This window comes from Micromonospora matsumotoense (assembly GCF_900091525.1).
In the GTDB taxonomy this organism is placed as follows: domain Bacteria; phylum Actinomycetota; class Actinomycetes; order Mycobacteriales; family Micromonosporaceae; genus Micromonospora; species Micromonospora matsumotoensis.
Genome location: NZ_FMCU01000016.1, coordinates 85,284 through 102,799 on the forward strand (window position 1 = coordinate 85,284; position 17,516 = coordinate 102,799).

Here is a 17,516-nt window from a genome sequence, read left to right on the forward strand (position 1 = left end):
GGGATCGTCCCGGGCCGTCCGGCCGGCCACGGCGCACCCCGGGTGCTGGCGCAGGCGCGCTGGCCGGAGCCGGGCGACGGGCCACCACCGCCGCTGCCCGGGTTCGTGCACTCGGCGTTCGCGCCGCTGGTCGCGGCGGCGGCCGGGCGCTGCCTGGAACGTCGTCCGACCCCGGCTCCGGCCGGGGCGCGGTGCGCGGTGGTGCTGGTCAGCGCCGCCGGGGACCGGCCCAGTGCCACGCACGTCCGGTCGACCGTCGCCGCCGGGGGGCGGGTCGGTCCACTGTTCTTCTTCCAGTCGGTGCCCAACAGCGTGGCCGGGCAGGTCGCCGCCCGTTGGGGACTGACCGGTCCGGTGGTGTGCCTGAGCCCGACCGGCGACCCACGGGCCGACGCCACCGCCGAGGGGGAACTGCTGCTGTACGACGGCGACGCCGACGAGGCGTTGCTGGTCCTGATCGAAGAGGCACCCGACGCGACGCCCACCGGTGCGGTCGCGGTGCTGCTGGGGGGAGGAGACAGTCAATGAGGACGAAGGGACTGCGGGGTGCGCTCGCCGCCGATCCGCAACTCGGTGCCGGGAACGTGCTGGCCCGGGTGCTGGCCCACGGCGCGGACCCGCAGGGGCCGGGCCTGACCTTCGACACCCCGGTCGACGGGCACCCCGCCGGGCAGCCGCTCACCCTGGGCCAGCTCGACGAGCGGGTCGCCGCGCGGGTGGCCTGGCTGCACGACCGGGGGGTGCGGCCCCGTGACCCGGTCGCCGTCTGGGCCACCGCCGCCGCCGACATGGTGCTGAGTTTCCTGGCGTTGACCCGGCTCGGCGCGATCCCGGCGCTGATGAACGGCAAGCTGCGCCCGGAGATCGCCGCCGAGTACATCCGCCGGCTGCGCGGTGCCGGGGTGCTCGCCGATGCCGCGCACACCGAACTGCTGGCCGGGCACGACCTGGGCGTACCCCTGCTGGGGACCCCGCAGGAGGCCGGCAGCGGCGATCCGGCGCAGGCCCCCGCCGACTACCGGCACCACCCCGACGACCCGATCGTCATCACCCACACCTCCGGCACCACCGGGGTGCCGAAGGCGGTGCTGCACTCGCACGCCAGCCTCTTCGCCGCCACCCGGCACCTGCTGTCCATGCCGCAGGCGCAGGGCACCCGGCGGATCCTCAACGCGCTGCCCGCCCCGCACACCGCGACGGTGCTCATGGTCAACCAGGCGTTGGGCAACCAGGCGGAGATGTTCCTGCTGTCCGAGCAGGGGGGCGAGCGGGTCCTCGACGCCATCCAGCAGTGGCGGCCCGACGGGGTCTTCGGCTTCTCGATGACCTGGGCCGAGCTGGCCCGTTTCGACCTGAGCGGGTACGACCTGGACTCGGTGCGGCTGTGGTTCAACACCGGGGACTGCTCGCACGAGCCCCACGTACGCCGGCTCGTCGCGGTCGGCTCGCGGGACGTGTTCACCCGGCAGGGCGTCACCCGGGTCCCCGGTTCGGTCTTCATCGACGGCCTGGGCTCCAGCGAGATGGGGCACTCGATGTTCCACATCACGCACACCGTCGACACCGACCGGTACGGCCGCTGCGTGGGCCGCCCCTACCGGTTCGCCAGGGTGGCCGTCCTCGACGCCGAGGGCAACGAGCTGCCCCCCGGTCAGGTCGGCTTCCTCGGCATCGACTCGCCGTCGCTGTTCCGGGGCTACTGGAACGACTCGGTCACCAGCTACCGGTTCCGGCTGCGCGGCTGGTACCTCACCGGCGACCTGGTCCACGCCGACGCCGACGGCCGCTACTACCACCTGGACCGGGCGGTCGACTCGGTGACGCTGCCCGACGGGCGGCGGTACTTCACCGCCCTGTCCGAGGAGCGGATCCTCGCCGCCTGCCCCGACGTCACCGACTGCACGGTGCTGATCGTCGCCGACGGCGACACGGTCACCACCGACGTGCTGCTGGAGTTGGCCGCCGGGGCCGACCCGGCCGCCGACCGGACCGCGACGATCCGGGCCGCGCTCGGGGCGGACGTGGGGGAGACCCTGCGCCGGGTGGTGCCGGTGAGCGCCGACGACATCCCGGTCACCGTCACCGGCAAGGTCCGCAAGGTGGCGCTGCGCGAACGCTACCTCGCGGAATCGTCGTCATGACCGTCGTGATCACCGGGATGGGCCTGTTCAGCCCCGTCGGGCGGGGGGTGGAGGCCACCTTCGCCGCGTTGACCAGTGGGAGGTCCGGGCTGGCCCGACCGCCCGAGGGTCACCCCGCCCGGGAGTCGCTGGAGGTCGCCGGGGTGCTCCCGCCGATCGACCCGCGCACCGTCGCCACCGGCCCGGAAACCAGGGTGCTCGACCGGGTCGTGCTGTTCGCCCTGCTCACCGCCGCCGACGCGCTCGCCGACGCGGGCATCGAGGTGGGCCGGGACGTCGACCCGGGGCGGATCGGCGTCATCGTCGGCGGGGTCGGCGGGATGTCCACCCTGGAGCAGCAGGTGATCGCCCGGACCGAGCGGGGCCGGGCGGCGGTCAGCCCGTACCTGCTGACCGGCATCCTGCCCAACATGGCCTCGGCGCGGATCGCCATCGCCCACGGCATCCGGGGCTACAGCTCGGCGGTCGGCACGGCCTGCGCCTCCGGCGCCCAGGCGGTCGCCGACGCGGCCCGGCTGATCCGGGCCGGCGAGGCCGACGTGGTGCTCTGCGGGGCCAGCGAGGCCCCGCTCTTTCCTACCTTCGCCGACACCTTCGGCAACGCCCGTGCGCTGGCCCGGGGCTGGGCCGACCCGACCGAGGCGAGCCGCCCCTTCGACCGGCGACGCAACGGGTTCGTGCTCGCCGAGGGGGCCGCCCTGCTGGTGCTGGAACGCGCCGGGCACGCCGCCGCCCGGGGCGCCCGGACGTACGCGGAGGTGGCCGGTTACGGCAGCACCACCGACGCCCACCACCCGACCATGCCCCGGCCCGACGGCGAGGGGGCGGCCGACTGCATGCGTCAGGCCCTGGCCCGGGCGGACGTCCCGCCGGCCGAGGTCGGCTACGTCAACGCCCACGGCACCGGCACCAAACTCGGTGACATCGCCGAGAGCACCGCGCTGGGAAAGGTCTTCGGGGTCGGCGGGGTGCCGGTCAGCTCCACCAAGGCGCTCACCGGGCACCTGCTCGGCGCGTCCGGGGTGGTGGAGACGGCGGCCTGCGCGTTGGCGCTGCGCGCCGGTCTGCTGCCGCCGACGTACCACCTGGACGATCCGGACCCGGACTGCCCGGCGGATCACATCCGGGACGAGCCCCGGGTGGCCCGGGCCGACCACGCGCTCACCAACTCCTTCGGATTCGGCGGGCAGAACGTGAGCCTGCTGCTGCGGCGTACCTCCGGGGCTGGCGCCCGGCCCGCCGACCCGGGGAGGTGATCGGTGCTGCGACCCGGGCCGCACGTGCCCGGACGGCAGTCACGGGGGGACATGGGGAAGGGCTGGAGAGATGGATATTCGTGGAATAGACCACATCGAACTGTACGTGGGAGACGCCCGACAGGCGGCCTTCTACTTCGGTACCGCCGTCGGCTTCACACTGCGCGGGCAGGGCGGCCCGGAGACCGGGCTGGTCGGGCAGCGCTCCCTGCTGCTGGGCCAGGCCGACGTCCGGATGGTGCTGACCTCCGGGCTCACCGCCGACCATCCGGCCTCGACGTACGTGTCCCGGCACGGTGACGGGATCGCGGTGGTGGCGGTGGAGGTCGGCGACGCCGCCGGGGCGTACGCGGAGCTGGTGGACCGGGGTGCGACACCGGTGACCCCACCGCGCACCTGGACCGGCGCGGACGCCGAGGTGGTGACCGCCGAGGTGGGCGGCTTCGGTGACGTGCTGCACCGGCTGGTGGAGCGGCGCGGCGACCGGGACGACTTCCTGCCCGGCGCGATCGAGGCGGCCCCGGCCGGCGGGGTCGACCCGCAACTGCTCGCCGAGATCGACCACCTGGCGGTCTGCGTGCCGCCCGGTCAGCTCGACGACACCGTCGCGCTCTACGAGCGGGTGTTCGGCTTCGCACAGATCTTCGAGGAGCACATCGAGGTCGCCGGTCAGGCGATGAACTCCAAGGTGGTGCAGGACGCCTCCGGGCGGGTCACCCTGGTGCTGCTGGAGCCGGACGCCGGTCGGCGGCCCGGTCAGATCGACGCGTTCCTCACCGAACACCACGGCGCCGGGGTGCAGCACCTGGGGTTGCGCACCGACGACATCGTCGGCGCGGTCGGCGCGCTCGGTGCGCGCGGGGTGCGGTTCGCCGGCACCCCGGCCGCCTACTACGACGACCTGGAGCAGCGGGTCGGCAAGGTGGACGCGCCGCTGGACCGGCTGCGGGACCTGAGCATCCTGGTCGACGCCGACCACGGCGGGCAGCTGTTGCAGATCTTCACCGAGTCGATGCACGTCCGCCGCACCCTGTTCCTCGAGCTGATCGAGCGGCGGGGGGCGCGCACCTTCGGCAGCGGCAACATCCGGGCGCTCTACGAGGCCAAGGAACGGGAGCTGGCCGCGGCGGGGGCGGCCCCCGCCGTCGCGGTCGGCACGGCACAAGGAGCAGGGGCATGACCACGACACATCCGGCGCTGACCGCCGAGGAGGAGGCCCTGCTCCCGTCCGCCGAGGACGTGCGGCACTACGCCGAGCACGGCTGGTACCTGACGAAGAAACTGCTCACCGACGACGAGGTGGACGCCCTGACCGCGGCCACCGACCGCTACTACGACGGCGAGCGGGACCGCACCCTGCCGGTGCACCCGCCGAAGCTCGCCTACTGGGACCCGTCGAAGGGGCCGGTGCAGCGGCACAACGACTACGTCCACGTCGAGCACGACGGGATCGCCGCGATCCTGCGCAAGCCGCTGATCGGCGCGGTCGCCGCCCGGCTGGCCCAGGCCGACGAGATCCGGATCTTCCAGTCCACGCTGATCTACAAGCCGCCGATCTCCGGTGAGCCGTCGAACATCGTGCCCTGGCACTTCGACAAGCACTACTGGTCGTCCTCGTCGTCGGAGAAGATGCTCACCGCGTTCATCCCGCTCCACGACTGCGGGGAGGAGATGGGCACCATCACCATGGTCGACGGCTCGCACCGGTGGTCGGAGACCGGCGCGGACGACACCGTGGTCCGGCACTTCGCCGAGCGGGACCGCAGCCAGCTGGAGGAGATGCTGGCCGAGAACGCGGCGCACAACGGCGCGCAGATCCGCAAGATCCCGATGGTGATCCCCAAGGGACACCTGAGCTTCCACCACTGCCGCACCTACCACGGCAGCGGTGCCAACGTCAGCGGACGCCCGCGTCGGGCCATCTCGCTGCACCTGCAGGACGGCGACAACGCCCACCGGGAGTTCCCGCTCTCCGACGGCACCCTCGCCGCGTACAACCACGACGTGCTGGTCCGCCGTACCCCCGAGGGTCGGCCGGACTACGCGGACCCCGACTACTGCCCGGTCATCTGGCGCGATCGCGCCCAGCAGGGAGGCTGAACATGTCACGGTACGACTGGGGTAAGACACACCCGGGCATCGAGCGGCTGGAGCAGGCGGTGACCGACCGCCGGGACGTGGTGGTCAAGCACCCGCTCTACGCCAATCTGGACACCCACGAGTCGCTGGTCACCTTCATGGAGCACCACGTCTTCGCGGTCTGGGACTTCATGTCCCTGCTGAAGTCGTTGCAGCGGCAGCTCACCTGCGTGACCGTGCCGTGGATCCCCACCGGGCCGACCGGCAGCCGCCGGTTGATCAACGACATCGTCATGGTGGAGGAGAGCGACGAGCTGGGCGAGGGCTTCATCAGCCACTTCGAGCTGTATGTGCGGGGGATGGGCGAGGCGGGCGCGGACACCACCGCCGTCGACCGGCTGGTGGCGCTGCTGCGCGCCGGCTCGTCGGTGACCGACGCGCTGGTCGAGGCCGGGGTGCCGGAGCCGTCGCGGGCCTTCGCCGCCACCACCTGGAAGATCATCGAGTCGACCCCGGTGCACTGCCAGGCCGCCGCGTTCGCGTTCGGCCGGGAGGACCTGATCCCCGACATGTTCACCCAGGTCGTCGCGGTCAACGAGCGCAGCAACCGGCTGCACACGTTCGTCGACTACCTGGAGCGGCACATCGAGGTCGACGGCGAGCAGCACACCCCGATGGCGATGCAGATGCTCGCCGACCTGTGCGGCGACGACGACGTCAAGTGGCAGGAGTGCGCCGACACGGTCAACCTGGCGTTGACGGCCCGCGCGCAGCTCTGGGACGACATCCTCGTCGCCGTCAAGGAGGGGCGCGACCGGTGATCGACGCCGTCCCGGCCCGGCTCTACCGCACGGTACGGCTGATCCGTCGGTTCGAGGAGCGGGCCATCGCCCTGGTCCGCTCCGGGCACATCGTCGGCGGCATCCACCCCTATCTCGGTCAGGAGGGCATCGCCGCCGGCGTGTGCGCCGCACTGGGCGAGGGGGACCTGGTCACCGGCACCCACCGTGGGCACGGGCACGTGCTCGCCAAGGGCGCCGACCCGGCCCGGATGATGGCCGAACTGTGCGGCCGGGAAACCGGACTGAACCGGGGCCGAGGCGGCTCGATGCACGCGGCGGACCTGTCCATCGGGGTGCTCGGCGCCAACGCCATCGTCGGGGCGTCCCCGGCCATCCTCACCGGTGCGGTGTGGGCCCACCGGCGGCGCGGGAACCCCGTGCTGGGGGCGAGCTTCTTCGGTGACGGCGCGGTCAACGAGGGGATGCTGCTGGAGGCGTTCAACCTGGCCGCGCTCTGGCGGGTGCCGGTGCTGCTGGTCTGCGAGAACAACGGCTACGCCACCACCATGCCGGTGGCCGGCGCGGTCGCCGGCACCATCACCGGCCGGGCCGAGGCGTTCGGCATCCCGGCCGTCGTCGTCGACGGACAGGACCCGGAGGCGGTCCGGCAGGTCACCGCCGCCGCCGTCGCGCGGATGCGCGACGGCGGCGGGCCGGAGCTGGTCGAGGCCCGCACCTACCGGTTCGACGCCCACCACACCTTCGAGCATGCGGTACGCCTGGACTACCGCACGCCGCAGGAGGTGGCCGACGGCCGGTCCCGGGACCCGGTGGACATCCAGGGGGCCCGGCTGTCCCCGGCCGACCGGGAGGCGATCGACGCCGAGGTGGAAGCCACCCTCGACGCGGCCGTCGCGTTCGCCCTGGCCGGCCCGGAACCGGACCCGGCCGGTGCGCTGGACCACCTGTACGCCAGTGGGCTGACCGCCCGGGGAGGCTCCTGATGCCACGGTTGTCCTACCGCAAGGCGCTGACCCGGGCGCTGGCCGACGAGATGACCCGGGACGAGGCGGTGTTCCTGCTCGGCGAGGACATCCGGGTGGGCGCGTCCAACGTCACCCCGGGCCTGCTGAAGCGGTTCGGGCCGGACCGGGTGCGGGACACCCCGCTGTCGGAGCAGGCGTTCACCAGCTTCGCCACCGGGGCCGCGCTGGCCGGGTTGCGGCCGGTGGTGGAGTTCCAGATCCCGTCGCTGCTGTTCCTGGTCTTCGAGCAGATCGTCAACCACGCGCACAAGTTCCCGATGATGACCGGCGGGCAGTGTGCGGTGCCGGTCACCTACCTGGTGCCCGGCTCCGGTTCCCGGACGGGCTGGGCGGGGCAGCACTCCGACCACCCGTACTCGCTCTTCGCCCACGTCGGGATCGTCACCGTGGTGCCGGCCACGCCGGCCGACGCGTACGGGCTGCTGGTGTCGGCGATCCGGCACGACGACCCGGTGGTGGTCTTCGCCCCGGCCGCCGCGCTGGACGTCCGCGACGATGTCGACTTCGCCACCCTCGCCCCGGTGCCGCTGGGGCGGGGGGTGGTCCGCCGGGCCGGTGACGACGTCACCGTGGTCGCCGTCGGGCACCTGGTGCACGACGCGCTGGCCGTCGCCGAGGAGCTGGCCGACCAGGTGTCGGTGGAGGTGTTCGACCCACGCACGCTCTACCCGTTCGACCTCGACGCTCTGGTCGACTCGGTGTCCCGCACCGGCCGGCTCGTGGTGATCGACGACTCCAACCGGTCCTGCGGCATCGCCGCCGAGATCATCACCTCGGTGCTGGAGCGGGTGCCGCTGACCGCGCCGCCGCGCCGGGTCACCCGGCCGGACGGCGCGGTGCTGCCCTTCGCGCCGGTGCTCGACCGGGCCGTGCAGCCGGGCCGCGAGCAACTCGCCGCCGCCATCCAACTGACCATGAAGGACAGACGATGATCGATCCGAACTACCGCTGGCCCGAGGCGGGTCAGGCGTGGCGCGAGCTGCCGGAGCCGACCCGTACGGCGATGGTGGCCAGCGGGGCCGCCGCCTGGCGGGAGATCTTCCACGGCTGCGCGACGTACAACAAGCAGTGGCGGTTGGCCCGGCCCCCGGTCATGCCGGCGGACGCGTTCCGCGAGTTGAACGAGGTCTGCGACCGGCTCGCCCAGCTCATCCTGGAGGCCTGCCAGCGGCGGGCCCGTACCGCCGGGGAGCTGCGCCGGCTGCTCGGGGTGCCCGAGGGTGCGACGATGCTGCTCGACGAGTCCGAGGAGCTGTCCGAGGCGCTGCTCGCCGCCTACCGGCCCGACGTGCTGATCTCCGGTGGGGTGCCGAGGATCGTCGAATACAACATCGACAGCAGCCTGGGCGGCGGCTTCGACGCCGACACGGTGGTCCGCCGCTACGCGCGGCTCTACCAGGAGCAGGGCATCCTCGACGGGCTGCCGGTGCGGCCGGCCCCGTCCCTGCTGGACCAGAGGTTCGTGGCGATCCGGGACGGTCTGTCCCTGGCCGACGGGGCCCGGGTGGCGCTGCTGCTCGACTTCGACGCCGACTACCCCGGCCTGGAGACACCGGACGACTTCATCAAGATTCTCTCGCCGCTGATCGACCAGGCCCGCCGGTTCGGCATCGACCTGGTGATCGCCCCGGTCGCCAGGGCCACCCTGGACGCCGACCGGCGGCTGGTGGTCGGCGGCGCACCGGTGGACGCGCTGTTCCGGCTCTTCGTGCCCAACCGGGTCACCCCGAGCGCCGGGCTGGATGCGGTGGCCGGGGCGCTCGACGCGGGCACCCTGCCGATGTTCGTCAGCACCGCCGCCTGGCTGCTCGGCAACAAGATCAACTTTGCCTGGCTCTACGAGGACCTGGACCTGCTCTCCGCCGACGACCAGGCCCTGATCCGCCGGTACGTGCCGCACACCGTGGCGTTCACCGCCGCCGAGCTGGACCGGGCGCTGGCCGACCGGGAGAGCCTGGTCGTCAAGCCGGCCGACGGCTCGGCCGGCCACGGGGTGCTCATCGGCCGGGAGCTGAGCCCGGGGGAGTGGGCCGACGGGCTGCGTGCCGCCCTCGACCGGGGCGGCGACATCCTCCAGCGTTACATGCCCGCCGACCGGTTCGCGATGGACTTCGTCCAGATCGAGACCGGCGAGACGGTCACCGCCGAGGTGCCGTACAGCATCGCCCCGTACCTGTTCGGCCGCACCGGCTCCGGCGCACTGGCCCGGGTCGGCTTCCCCGGCTGCGACGAGGTCCTCAATCTGGCCCGAGGCGTCCTCCTCACCGGCATCCTCCTCACCGACTGACCCCCGACCCCTCCCACCCTTCCCGTCCCGCCTCCCACCCGCCCGCCCCTGCCCCGGTGATCAAGAGGTTTGCGTCACCTGTTCGCGGCCCCGGATGACGCAACCCTCTTGATCCACTCCGCCAGGCCGGCGGGGTGGTGGGTGGACTGGGGGCGCAGGGGTGGGGTGGGGTCAGGGGTGGTTGCCGAGGTGGGCGCCGAGGCGGCGGATGGTTTCCGCCGCGGCGATGGCGTCGCTGCGGGCGCTGCCGTGCCGGCCGTCGCTGCTGTACATGGACGGGTCGGTGCCGGCCGGATGGTCGGTCAGGTGCACGTGCAGCGCGCCCAACCGGTCGGCGAGCCGGCCGGTACGGGAGGAGAGCAGCCGCATCCGGGCACCGAGCCCGGGACGCAGCGCCGCCGGCACCGCCGGGCTGTGCGAGACGTCGAACATGCCCACCGTGAGCACGTCGGCCCCGGCGTCGCGCAGCGCGCCGACGATCGCGGTCAGCTCGGTGTCGACCGCGTCGGGGTCGAACGCCGTCCGGAAGGCGTCGTTGCCGCCGCACACCACCAGCGCCAGATCGGGGGAGAAGGCCAGCGCCCGGTCCAGCTGGCCCGCCCGGACCTGTTGCGCCCGCAGCCCGCGCCGACCCAGGTTGAGGTACGCCAACCCGGGCCGTACCGCCGACAACTCGGCCGCGACCCGGTCCGCCCACTGCACGTCCGGGTAGCCCTCGACCGGCTCGCACATGCCCTCCGCGACGCTGTCGCCGACCACCACGAACCGGTGCCACGGATGGTCGCGCAGCAGTGCGGCACTCTCCCCCTCACGCAGGCAGTACGGATCGGTGGCCTCGGTCAACATCGATGACATGGCCGGCAATGTAACCGACCGGGCCCGTGCCGTCGATCACACTGACCGGGCGGATCGCCTGATGGTCGCCCTGGTGCGCCGACCCGCCCGGGGTGTCGGCCCGCCCGGCGCGCCGACCCGTGCCGGGGCCGCCTTTCCGGCCCGGGGTCAGCCCCCGGCGGTGGGCGGCGCGGACCTGGCCCGGCCCATCCGCAGCGGCCCCACGACCAGCGGCGCCACGGTCAGCACCGCGCACACCACCGCCATCACCAGCAGCGCCGGCCGCAGCCCGAGGGCCGCCACCGACCAGCCGCCGAGCAGCGCCCCCACGGGCAGCCCGACGAACGCCAACGACCCGGAGATCCCCAGCACCCGGGTCTGCAACTCCTCCGGCACCCGTTCATAGAGGGCCGCGCCGAGCAGCGGGTTGACCGCCGCGATCCCGATCCCGGACAGGAACGTCACCACCAGCACCACCACCAGATGGTCGGTCAGCGCCAGCACCAGCAGCCGGGGCGCACCACTGAGCGCCGCCCCGACGGCGAACACCATGGTCCGGGGGAGTCGCGGGCCGAGCATCGTGAAGACCAGGTTGCCGAGCAGCGCGCCACCACCGAACACCCCCAGCACCAGGCCGAAGCCGGCCGGGTCGCCGAACTCGTCGCGGACCCACAACGGCACCCAGACGGCCGTGTTGGCGGCGGCGAACATGTTCAACGCGGAGACCACCACCAGCATGGTCAGCAACACCCGGTCGGTGCGCAGATAGCCGAAGCCGGTGCGCAGCGCCTGGAAGTAGCCCTCCCGGGGTGCGGCCGGCGCGTCGCGGGTGGGTGGGCGCACCAGCACCCCCACCAGCAGCGCGCAGAGCGCGAACGTGGCCGCGTCGATCCAGATCGCCCGGGTCACCCCCACCCAGTCGATGAGCAGGCCGCCGATCACCGTCCCGAACAGCGCCACCCCCCGCGCCAGGCCGTCGTAGGCGGAGGTGAGCCGGATCAGCTCCACCCCGGCGCGCTGCGCCGCCGGCCGGAACATCACGTGCTTGACCCGGTCGCCGATGCCGCGCAGCCCGCCGGCCACCGCGACGAGGGCGACCAGCGCCCCGAAGCCGAGCCACGGGGCCAGCGCCACCACCGCGATCACCGCCGCGCTCGCCGCGTCCACCGTGATGGAGGTACGTCGTACCCCGAACCGGTCCGCCCAGGGCGTCGCCAACGAGCTGGACAGCATGTACGGCAGGAACTCGGCCGCCGCGACGATGCCCATCTTGGCCGGGCTGCCGGTGGTGGTGAGCACCAGCCAGGGGATGGCGATCACCGAGATGCGGCTGCCCAGGTTGGAGATCAGGTCGGCGGCGACCAGGGTGACCAGCTCCCGCCGGGCGGCCCGCCGCTCGGGACCCGGTGGCGCGGCCGGCGACCCGCCGTCGGAGCCGGTGGTCGTGCGGGGGCCGGTGTCGGCGTCGGCGGTCATGACGGGGTGCCGACCGGGTCGGCGGGGGTGCCGGCGGCGTACCGGTCGCGCAGCGCCCGCTTGTCCACCTTCGCCGACCGGTTCAGCGGCAGCGCGTCGACGAACTCCACCGCACCCGGCGCCCAGGTGTCGCTCAGCTCGGTGGTGACCAGCCCGATCAGCTCCGCCCCGGTCACCGTGGCCCCCGGCGTCCGCACCACGTACGCGTGCGGCAGCTCCCCGGCGACCGGGTCGGGCACCCCGATCACCGCCGCCGCCCGCACCTGCGGATGTGCGGCGAGGACGTCCTCGATCGGCCGGGAGTAGATCGGCCAGCTGCGCTGCCGGGTGAGGATACGGTCCTGCAACCGGTCGACCAGATAGAGGAAGCCGTCGGCGTCGAGGTGGCCGATGTCGCGGGTGCGCACCCAGCCGTCGACAAGCGTCTCGGCGGTCAGTTCGGGCTGACCGTGGTAGCCGCGGAAACTGAGTTTGGTCCGCACCCAGACCTCGCCGTCCGCGCCGGCCGGCAGCACCCGCCCGTCGGCGTCGCGGATCTCCACCGTCACGTCGCCGTACGGCCGGCCGCAGGAGCCCAGCCGCTCCGGGTGCGCCGGGTCCTCGGTCAGGCCGGGCTGGGCGCAGATCACCACCGCCTCGCTGAGGCCGTAGACGATGCGCAGGCACGGGCCGAACCGGGCGATGGCCTGGCGCAACCGGGCGGGCGCGGCCGGTCCCGCGCCCACGTTGAACATGAACATCGCGGAGAAGTCGGCACCGGGCAGGGCCGGATGGTCGAGCACCTCGTAGAGCATCGGCGGGGTGACGAAGGTGGAGGTGAGCCGCTCGGCGTCCACGGTGGCGATGAACGCGGCCGGGTCCCACTGCTGACGCAGGAAGAGCACCCCGCCGGTGAACAGGTTGAACAGGGTGGTGATCTGCCCGCTGGCCAGCCACATCGGGGAGTGCGACAGGTGCCGCAGCAGCGGGAACCCGGCGGCGCGGAACTCCGCCGCCAGCGCCAGCACCTGCCGGTAGAAGCTCTCCCGGTGGTGCACCAGCTTGGGGGTACCGGTGGTGCCGCTGGTCTGCAGGAACGACTCGGGCACCGGCACCTCGGCCGGCAGGCCGGCCCGTGGGGTGTCGGCGGTGGGCTCCGCGCCGGCCGGCGGGGTGTCGGCGGTGAGTTCGACGCCCAGCCGCAGCACCGGCACCCCGGGCAGCGAGGCGGCGATCTGGTCGCCCAGCCCGTCGGGAGCGTACGCGTGGTGCACGAACACGTCGGGGCGGGCCAACCGGGCGAACTCGTCGATCTCCCGCCGGGAGGTCACCGGGGCGATCCACATCGTCCGGCAGCCGATCAGGTGCAGGGCGAGCTGGAGCAGCGGGCCCTCCACGGCGTTGCCGAGCATCACCAGCACCGCCGCGCCGGGGCGTACCCCGTGGCGGGTGAGGGCGTGGGCCAGCCCGCGTACCTCGGCGGCGACCTGCGGGTAGGTCAGCCGGCGTCCGTCGCCGACCAGCGCCTCCCGGTCGCCGAACCCGGCGAACAGCTCCAGCGCGTCGTGCACGTAGGTGGTGGGTCGGTCGGCCCCGTCGGTCATCGCACAGCCCCCAGGTCGATGCGGCGGGTCGTCGGCGGCCCGGTGGGACCCGCCGTGGCGACCGGCCGGGTTGGCGTCCGAGCAGTTCAGAGCCCGGCCCGCGACGGGGGTGCGCGCCATGGGCGACCGCACCGCCGCCGCTAGCGAGCCTAGGCCGACGGCGTCGCCGGGGGACAGGGCCGAACGGCGAACGACCAGCCACCATGGACACTTGATCATGTCTATCGGGTTGATTGACGCCTGTCAGACGTCGCGGCTAGGTTTCTGGACCATCGTCCGGGCGGTGCCGTCAATGGGTGCCGGCCCTGGGCGGCCCAACCTGGAGGTTCAATGTCGACTCCGAAGAGATGGCAGGTCATAGCGTCCGCGGCCGTGTTGCTGGTCGTGAGCGCCCCGGCGGTGGTGGCCAGCGCCGGTCCGTCCGACTCCGACGGCGGCGAGGCAGCCGCCCGTCCGCAGTGGGCGGGTACGTGGGCCGCGGCCCTCACCCGTGGCAACACCGCCGGGCTGACCAACACCGGCCTGAACAACCAGAGCATCCGGATGACCGTGCGCACCACCGTGGGTGGGGAGCGGCTGCGGGTCCGGCTGAGCAACCTCTACGGTGAGCAGGCGGTGCAGGTCGGGCACGCCACCGTCGCCCGCCCCGACAAGGCCACCATCACCGACCGGTCGGACATCGTCCCCGGCACCCTGCGGGAGCTGAAGTTCGGCGGGTCCACCTCGGCGACCATGAACAAGGGCGCCGAACTGCTCAGCGACCCGCTGACCTATCAGGTGGCCGAGCAGGAGGACCTGGTCGTCACCCTGCACTTCCCGGTGCTCACCGGGCCGGTCACCTTCCACGGCCAGTCCAAGGTCACCACCTTCATCGGGGCCAACGACCTGACCACCGCCGCCGACGGCGCGGGCTTCACCATCCGTCCGGACTGCTGCTGGATGTTCCTGTCCGGCATCGACGTGCTGCGCCCGAAGAGCCCCGGTGCGGTGGTGGTGCTCAGCGACTCGATCGGGGACGCCAACGGCAGCACCGTCAACGCCAACAAGCGCTGGCCGGAGTTGCTGGCCGGGCGACTGGTCGCCGCGCGTCCCGAGGTGCGTACCCCGGGGGTGCTCAACCTGAGCCTGGCCGGCAACCGGCTCAACCACGAGGGCACCGAGCCCGGCGCGGGCGGTTTCCCCGGCTACTACGAGCTGGGCCCGAACGCGCTGGCCCGGCTCAACGAGGACGTCTTCCCGCAGACCGGGGTGAAGACCCTGGTGACCCACCTCGGCATCAACGACATCTGGATGTCCGACGACTCCGCCGACCGGATCATCGCCTCGCTGCGGCAGATCAACAAGCAGGCCAAGGCCCGTGGCCTGCGTAGCCTCGCGGTCACCCTCACCCCGTACGAGGGGCACGGCAACCCGGGGGTGTGGACCCCGGAGAAGGACACCACCCGGCAGGCGGTGAACACCTGGCTGCGGGGCCCGGGAGCGGCCGAGTTCGACGGGCTGCTCGACTTCGACGCGGTGCTGCGCGACCCGGCCCAGCCGAGCCGGCTGCTGCCCGCGTACGACGCGGGTGACCACATCCACCCGAACGACGCCGGCAACCAGGCGTTGGCGGACGCCGTACCACTTCGACTGCTCGGTCTGTGACACCGGTGGGGCGGCGGGGGTGACCCGCCGTCCCACCGGTCATTCCTGGGGAGGAAGCACCATCGTGGACGTCGACCAGATCCTGTCCGGTCTCTACAGCGAGGCCGGCCGGCAGGACCCCTATCCGTGGTACGCGGCCCTGCACGAGCACGGCCCGATCAGCACCATCCCGAACCGCCCGGAGCACAGCACGGTCAGCGCGGTGGCCGTCGGCTACGACCTGGTCGACCAGGTGTTGCGCGACCCGGAGTGGTACAAGCAGGCCCCACCGGGCTGGCAGGACCAGGAGATCCTGCGGACCTTCCAGTCGTCGATGATGTTCGTCAACCCACCGGACCACGGTCGGATGCGCGGCGTGTTCGCCCGGACGTTCACCCCGCGCCGGCTCGGCGCGCTGGAACCGGTGATCGTCCGGGTGGTCGACACCCTGCTGGACAGGATGGCCGACGCCGGTGCCGACGGCGGCGAGGTCGACTTCGTCGCGGACTTCGCCTACCCGGTGCCGGCCCTGGTGATGGCCGAGTTCATCGGCCTGCCCGAGAGCGAGCTGGCCTGGTACCGGCAGCGGGTCGACTGGATCGACGAGTTTCTCGACGTCGCCGGCAAGACCCCGCAGCGGCTGGCGTTGGCCAACCAGGCCGCCGAGGAGCTGCGGGCGTGGTACCGGGACCTGATCGCGCACCGCCGGAACCACCCCGGCGAGGACCTGATCTCCGGGCTGGTCGAGGCGCTGGACTCCGGCGACGTCGACCTGACCGAGGAGGAGCTGATCAGCAATCTGATCGTGCTGTTCAACGCCAGCTTCGTTACCACCGTCTATATGTTCAGCAACGGCCTGCCGGTGCTGCTGGCCCACCCGGACACCGTGGCCGCGCTGCCGGGCGACGAGCCCCTGGCGCAGGGCTGCGTCGACGAGGTGCTGCGGCTGGAGAGCCCGGTGCACTTCCTGGCCCGCGCCGCGCCCCGGGACACCGTGCTGGGCGGCGTACCGGTCGCCCGGGACGAGAACGTGCTGCTGATCATCGCGGGCGCCAACCGGGACCCGCACCGCTTTCCCGAGCCGGAGCGGTTCGACCCGCGCCGGGACGGCCCACCGTCGTTGGCCTTCGGCGTCGGCCCGCACTTCTGCCTCGGCTCGGCGGTGTCCCGGCTGGAGGGTCGCATCGGCCTGCCCCGACTCTTCGCCCGGTTCCCCCGGCTCGCGGTCAGCCAGCCGGCCGACTACAGCGGGAGCCTGTTCCTGCGCGGCATCGACAAGCTCTTCGTCAACACCGGCGGATAGGAGCCAGCCCATGTCCCTCGATCCCCAGGTGGTGGCGTACCGGGCCGCGCGGGCCGCCGCCGGCATCCCACCGCTGTACACCCAGACCCTCGCCGAGGCCCGCGCCGCCGACCTGGCCGCGATCCGGGCCGGCGGCGGCAACGTCGAGCCGGTCCACGAGGTACGCGACACGACCGTGCCCGGCCCCGCCGGAGACCTGCGGGTACGGGTGCACCGGCCGGCCGGGGACGGGCCGCTGCCCACCCTGGTCTACTTCTTCGGCGGCGGTTGGACGCTGGGCAGCGTGGAGACCGCCGACGGGATCTGCCGCCGGCTGGCCAACGCCACCCCCTGCCAGGTGGTGACGGTCGGCTACCGGCTGGCCCCGGAGCACCCGTTCCCGGCCGCCGTGCTCGACTGCCACGCCGCCACCCGGTGGCTGGCCGAGCACGCCGTCGACCTCGGGGTGGACCCTGACCGGCTGGTGGTGGGCGGGGACAGCGCCGGTGGCAACCTGGCGGCGGCGGTGACCCTGCTGGCCCGCGCCGAGGGTGGCCCCCGGCTGGCCGGGCAACTGCTGGTCTACCCGAACACCGACCAGCGGGCCGACCGCCCGCGCCCCGGCCGGGACGCCTACCCGGCAACCGACGCGGGCCTGGCAAGGGACGCGGGCCTGGCAAGGGACGCGGGCCTGGCAAGGGACGCCGCGCCTCGTGCCGACACCGGCCGGGTCGCCGACGAGCAGGACCTGCTGCTGTTCAACCGGCACTCCGTCGACTGGTACCGCGGTCACTACCTGGCCGATCCGGCGGACGCGGCCGATCCGCTGGCGTCGCCGTTGCTGGCCGACGACCTGTCCGGCCTGCCGCCGGCCCTGGTGGTCACCGCCGAGCACGACCCGCTGTGCGACGAGGGGGAGCGGTACGCCCAGCGGCTGCGCGAGGCCGGGGTGCCGGTGCGGGCCAGCCGCTATCCCGGCATGATCCACGGGTTCTTCGCCATGCCCGGGGTCTTCGACGCCGGCCGTCGGGCCCAGGACGAGGCTGCCGCCTTCCTACGGGAGGTCTTCGGGCTACCCGCCCCGGTCGCCGCCCCGGTCGGTGGCGAGCGGTGACGGAGTCCCCCCG

15 protein-coding genes are annotated in these 17,516 nt (G+C 73.3%); 12 read left to right on the forward strand and 3 right to left on the reverse strand.

Annotation, left to right across the window (positions count from 1 at the left end):
• Positions 1-3 precede the first annotated feature (3 nt).
• The 9 genes from GA0070216_RS25425 to GA0070216_RS25465 all read left to right on the forward strand — a co-directional run bounded on the left by GA0070216_RS25425 (position 4) and on the right by GA0070216_RS25465 (position 9,591).
• A complete protein-coding gene (locus GA0070216_RS25425; RefSeq protein ID WP_245722735.1) occupies positions 4-528 on the forward strand; it encodes a beta-ketoacyl synthase chain length factor in 525 nt (174 codons plus the stop codon).
• Entirely contained in the window at positions 525-2,141 is a 1,617-nt protein-coding gene (locus GA0070216_RS25430) for a class I adenylate-forming enzyme family protein (RefSeq protein ID WP_091251229.1), read from the forward strand. The genes GA0070216_RS25425 and GA0070216_RS25430 overlap by 4 nt, the downstream gene beginning before the upstream one ends.
• Positions 2,138-3,397 carry a beta-ketoacyl-[acyl-carrier-protein] synthase family protein gene (locus GA0070216_RS25435; RefSeq protein WP_091251230.1) on the forward strand — a complete coding sequence of 420 codons (1,260 nt, stop codon included), beginning with the start codon at positions 2,138-2,140 and terminating at the stop codon, positions 3,395-3,397. Before GA0070216_RS25430 ends, GA0070216_RS25435 begins: the two co-directional genes overlap by 4 nt.
• A 70-nt stretch (positions 3,398-3,467) precedes the next feature.
• Positions 3,468-4,577, forward strand: coding sequence for a 4-hydroxyphenylpyruvate dioxygenase (gene hppD / locus GA0070216_RS25440; RefSeq protein WP_091251231.1), 1,110 nt, complete (start codon positions 3,468-3,470; stop codon positions 4,575-4,577).
• Complete coding sequence (locus GA0070216_RS25445; RefSeq protein WP_091251232.1) at positions 4,574-5,497, forward strand: phytanoyl-CoA dioxygenase family protein; 924 nt, start codon at positions 4,574-4,576, stop codon at positions 5,495-5,497. The genes hppD and GA0070216_RS25445 overlap by 4 nt, the downstream gene beginning before the upstream one ends.
• Positions 5,498-5,499: 2 nt before the next feature.
• A complete protein-coding gene (locus tag GA0070216_RS25450; RefSeq protein ID WP_091251233.1) occupies positions 5,500-6,297 on the forward strand; it encodes a DUF3050 domain-containing protein in 798 nt (265 codons plus the stop codon).
• A complete protein-coding gene (locus GA0070216_RS25455) occupies positions 6,294-7,262 on the forward strand; it encodes a thiamine pyrophosphate-dependent dehydrogenase E1 component subunit alpha (RefSeq protein WP_091251234.1) in 969 nt (322 codons plus the stop codon). Before GA0070216_RS25450 ends, GA0070216_RS25455 begins: the two co-directional genes overlap by 4 nt.
• On the forward strand, positions 7,262-8,236 hold the full coding sequence (locus GA0070216_RS25460; protein ID WP_091251235.1) for an alpha-ketoacid dehydrogenase subunit beta: 975 nt from the start codon (positions 7,262-7,264) through the stop codon (positions 8,234-8,236). Before GA0070216_RS25455 ends, GA0070216_RS25460 begins: the two co-directional genes overlap by 1 nt.
• Positions 8,233-9,591 (forward strand): ATP-grasp domain-containing protein, encoded by a 1,359-nt coding sequence (locus GA0070216_RS25465; RefSeq protein ID WP_176739125.1) that lies wholly within the window; start codon positions 8,233-8,235, stop codon positions 9,589-9,591. The genes GA0070216_RS25460 and GA0070216_RS25465 overlap by 4 nt, the downstream gene beginning before the upstream one ends.
• Before the next feature lie 171 nt (positions 9,592-9,762).
• Here GA0070216_RS25465 and GA0070216_RS25470 read toward each other — a convergent pair whose 3' ends face one another.
• The 3 genes from GA0070216_RS25470 to GA0070216_RS25480 form a co-directional block, all read right to left on the reverse strand.
• Positions 9,763-10,446 (reverse strand): SGNH/GDSL hydrolase family protein, encoded by a 684-nt coding sequence (locus GA0070216_RS25470; protein ID WP_091251236.1) that lies wholly within the window; start codon positions 10,444-10,446, stop codon positions 9,763-9,765.
• Between the two features lie 147 nt (positions 10,447-10,593).
• Positions 10,594-11,901, reverse strand: a complete 1,308-nt coding sequence (locus GA0070216_RS25475) for an MFS transporter (protein ID WP_245722720.1) — start codon at positions 11,899-11,901, stop codon at positions 10,594-10,596.
• The gene (locus tag GA0070216_RS25480; protein ID WP_091251237.1) at positions 11,898-13,484 is read right to left on the reverse strand and encodes a class I adenylate-forming enzyme family protein; all 1,587 of its coding nucleotides are present in this window, start codon (positions 13,482-13,484) and stop codon (positions 11,898-11,900) included. The genes GA0070216_RS25475 and GA0070216_RS25480 overlap by 4 nt, the downstream gene beginning before the upstream one ends.
• A gap of 357 nt (positions 13,485-13,841) precedes the next feature.
• Here GA0070216_RS25480 and GA0070216_RS25485 point away from each other — a divergent pair, with 357 nt between their 5' ends.
• The 3 genes from GA0070216_RS25485 (at position 13,842) to GA0070216_RS25495 (ending at position 17,503) form a co-directional block, all read left to right on the forward strand.
• Entirely contained in the window at positions 13,842-15,128 is a 1,287-nt protein-coding gene (locus GA0070216_RS25485; protein WP_176739131.1) for an SGNH/GDSL hydrolase family protein, read from the forward strand.
• A gap of 64 nt (positions 15,129-15,192) precedes the next feature.
• Positions 15,193-16,410 (forward strand): cytochrome P450, encoded by a 1,218-nt coding sequence (locus GA0070216_RS25490; protein WP_091251239.1) that lies wholly within the window; start codon positions 15,193-15,195, stop codon positions 16,408-16,410.
• A gap of 10 nt (positions 16,411-16,420) precedes the next feature.
• Positions 16,421-17,503: an alpha/beta hydrolase gene (locus tag GA0070216_RS25495; protein ID WP_091251240.1), complete on the forward strand. Its 1,083-nt coding sequence runs from the start codon at positions 16,421-16,423 to the stop codon at positions 17,501-17,503.
• The last annotated feature ends 13 nt before the right edge of the window (positions 17,504-17,516 follow it).

Bases quoted from the DNA above. Each gene is read 5' to 3' on its own strand.
- GA0070216_RS25445 (WP_091251232.1), top strand. From the start codon at position 4,574: ATGACCACGACACATCCGGCGCTGACCGCCGAGGAGGAGGCCCTGCTC.
- GA0070216_RS25450 (WP_091251233.1), top strand. From the start codon at position 5,500: ATGTCACGGTACGACTGGGGTAAGACACACCCGGGCATCGAGCGGCTG.
- GA0070216_RS25475 (WP_245722720.1), bottom strand. From the start codon at position 11,901: ATGACCGCCGACGCCGACACCGGCCCCCGCACGACCACCGGCTCCGAC.
- GA0070216_RS25465 (WP_176739125.1), top strand. From the start codon at position 8,233: ATGATCGATCCGAACTACCGCTGGCCCGAGGCGGGTCAGGCGTGGCGC.
- GA0070216_RS25495 (WP_091251240.1), top strand. From the start codon at position 16,421: ATGTCCCTCGATCCCCAGGTGGTGGCGTACCGGGCCGCGCGGGCCGCC.
- GA0070216_RS25480 (WP_091251237.1), bottom strand. From the start codon at position 13,484: ATGACCGACGGGGCCGACCGACCCACCACCTACGTGCACGACGCGCTG.
- GA0070216_RS25470 (WP_091251236.1), bottom strand. From the start codon at position 10,446: ATGTCATCGATGTTGACCGAGGCCACCGATCCGTACTGCCTGCGTGAG.
- GA0070216_RS25460 (WP_091251235.1), top strand. From the start codon at position 7,262: ATGCCACGGTTGTCCTACCGCAAGGCGCTGACCCGGGCGCTGGCCGAC.
- GA0070216_RS25430 (WP_091251229.1), top strand. From the start codon at position 525: ATGAGGACGAAGGGACTGCGGGGTGCGCTCGCCGCCGATCCGCAACTC.
- hppD (WP_091251231.1), top strand. From the start codon at position 3,468: ATGGATATTCGTGGAATAGACCACATCGAACTGTACGTGGGAGACGCC.
- GA0070216_RS25435 (WP_091251230.1), top strand. From the start codon at position 2,138: ATGACCGTCGTGATCACCGGGATGGGCCTGTTCAGCCCCGTCGGGCGG.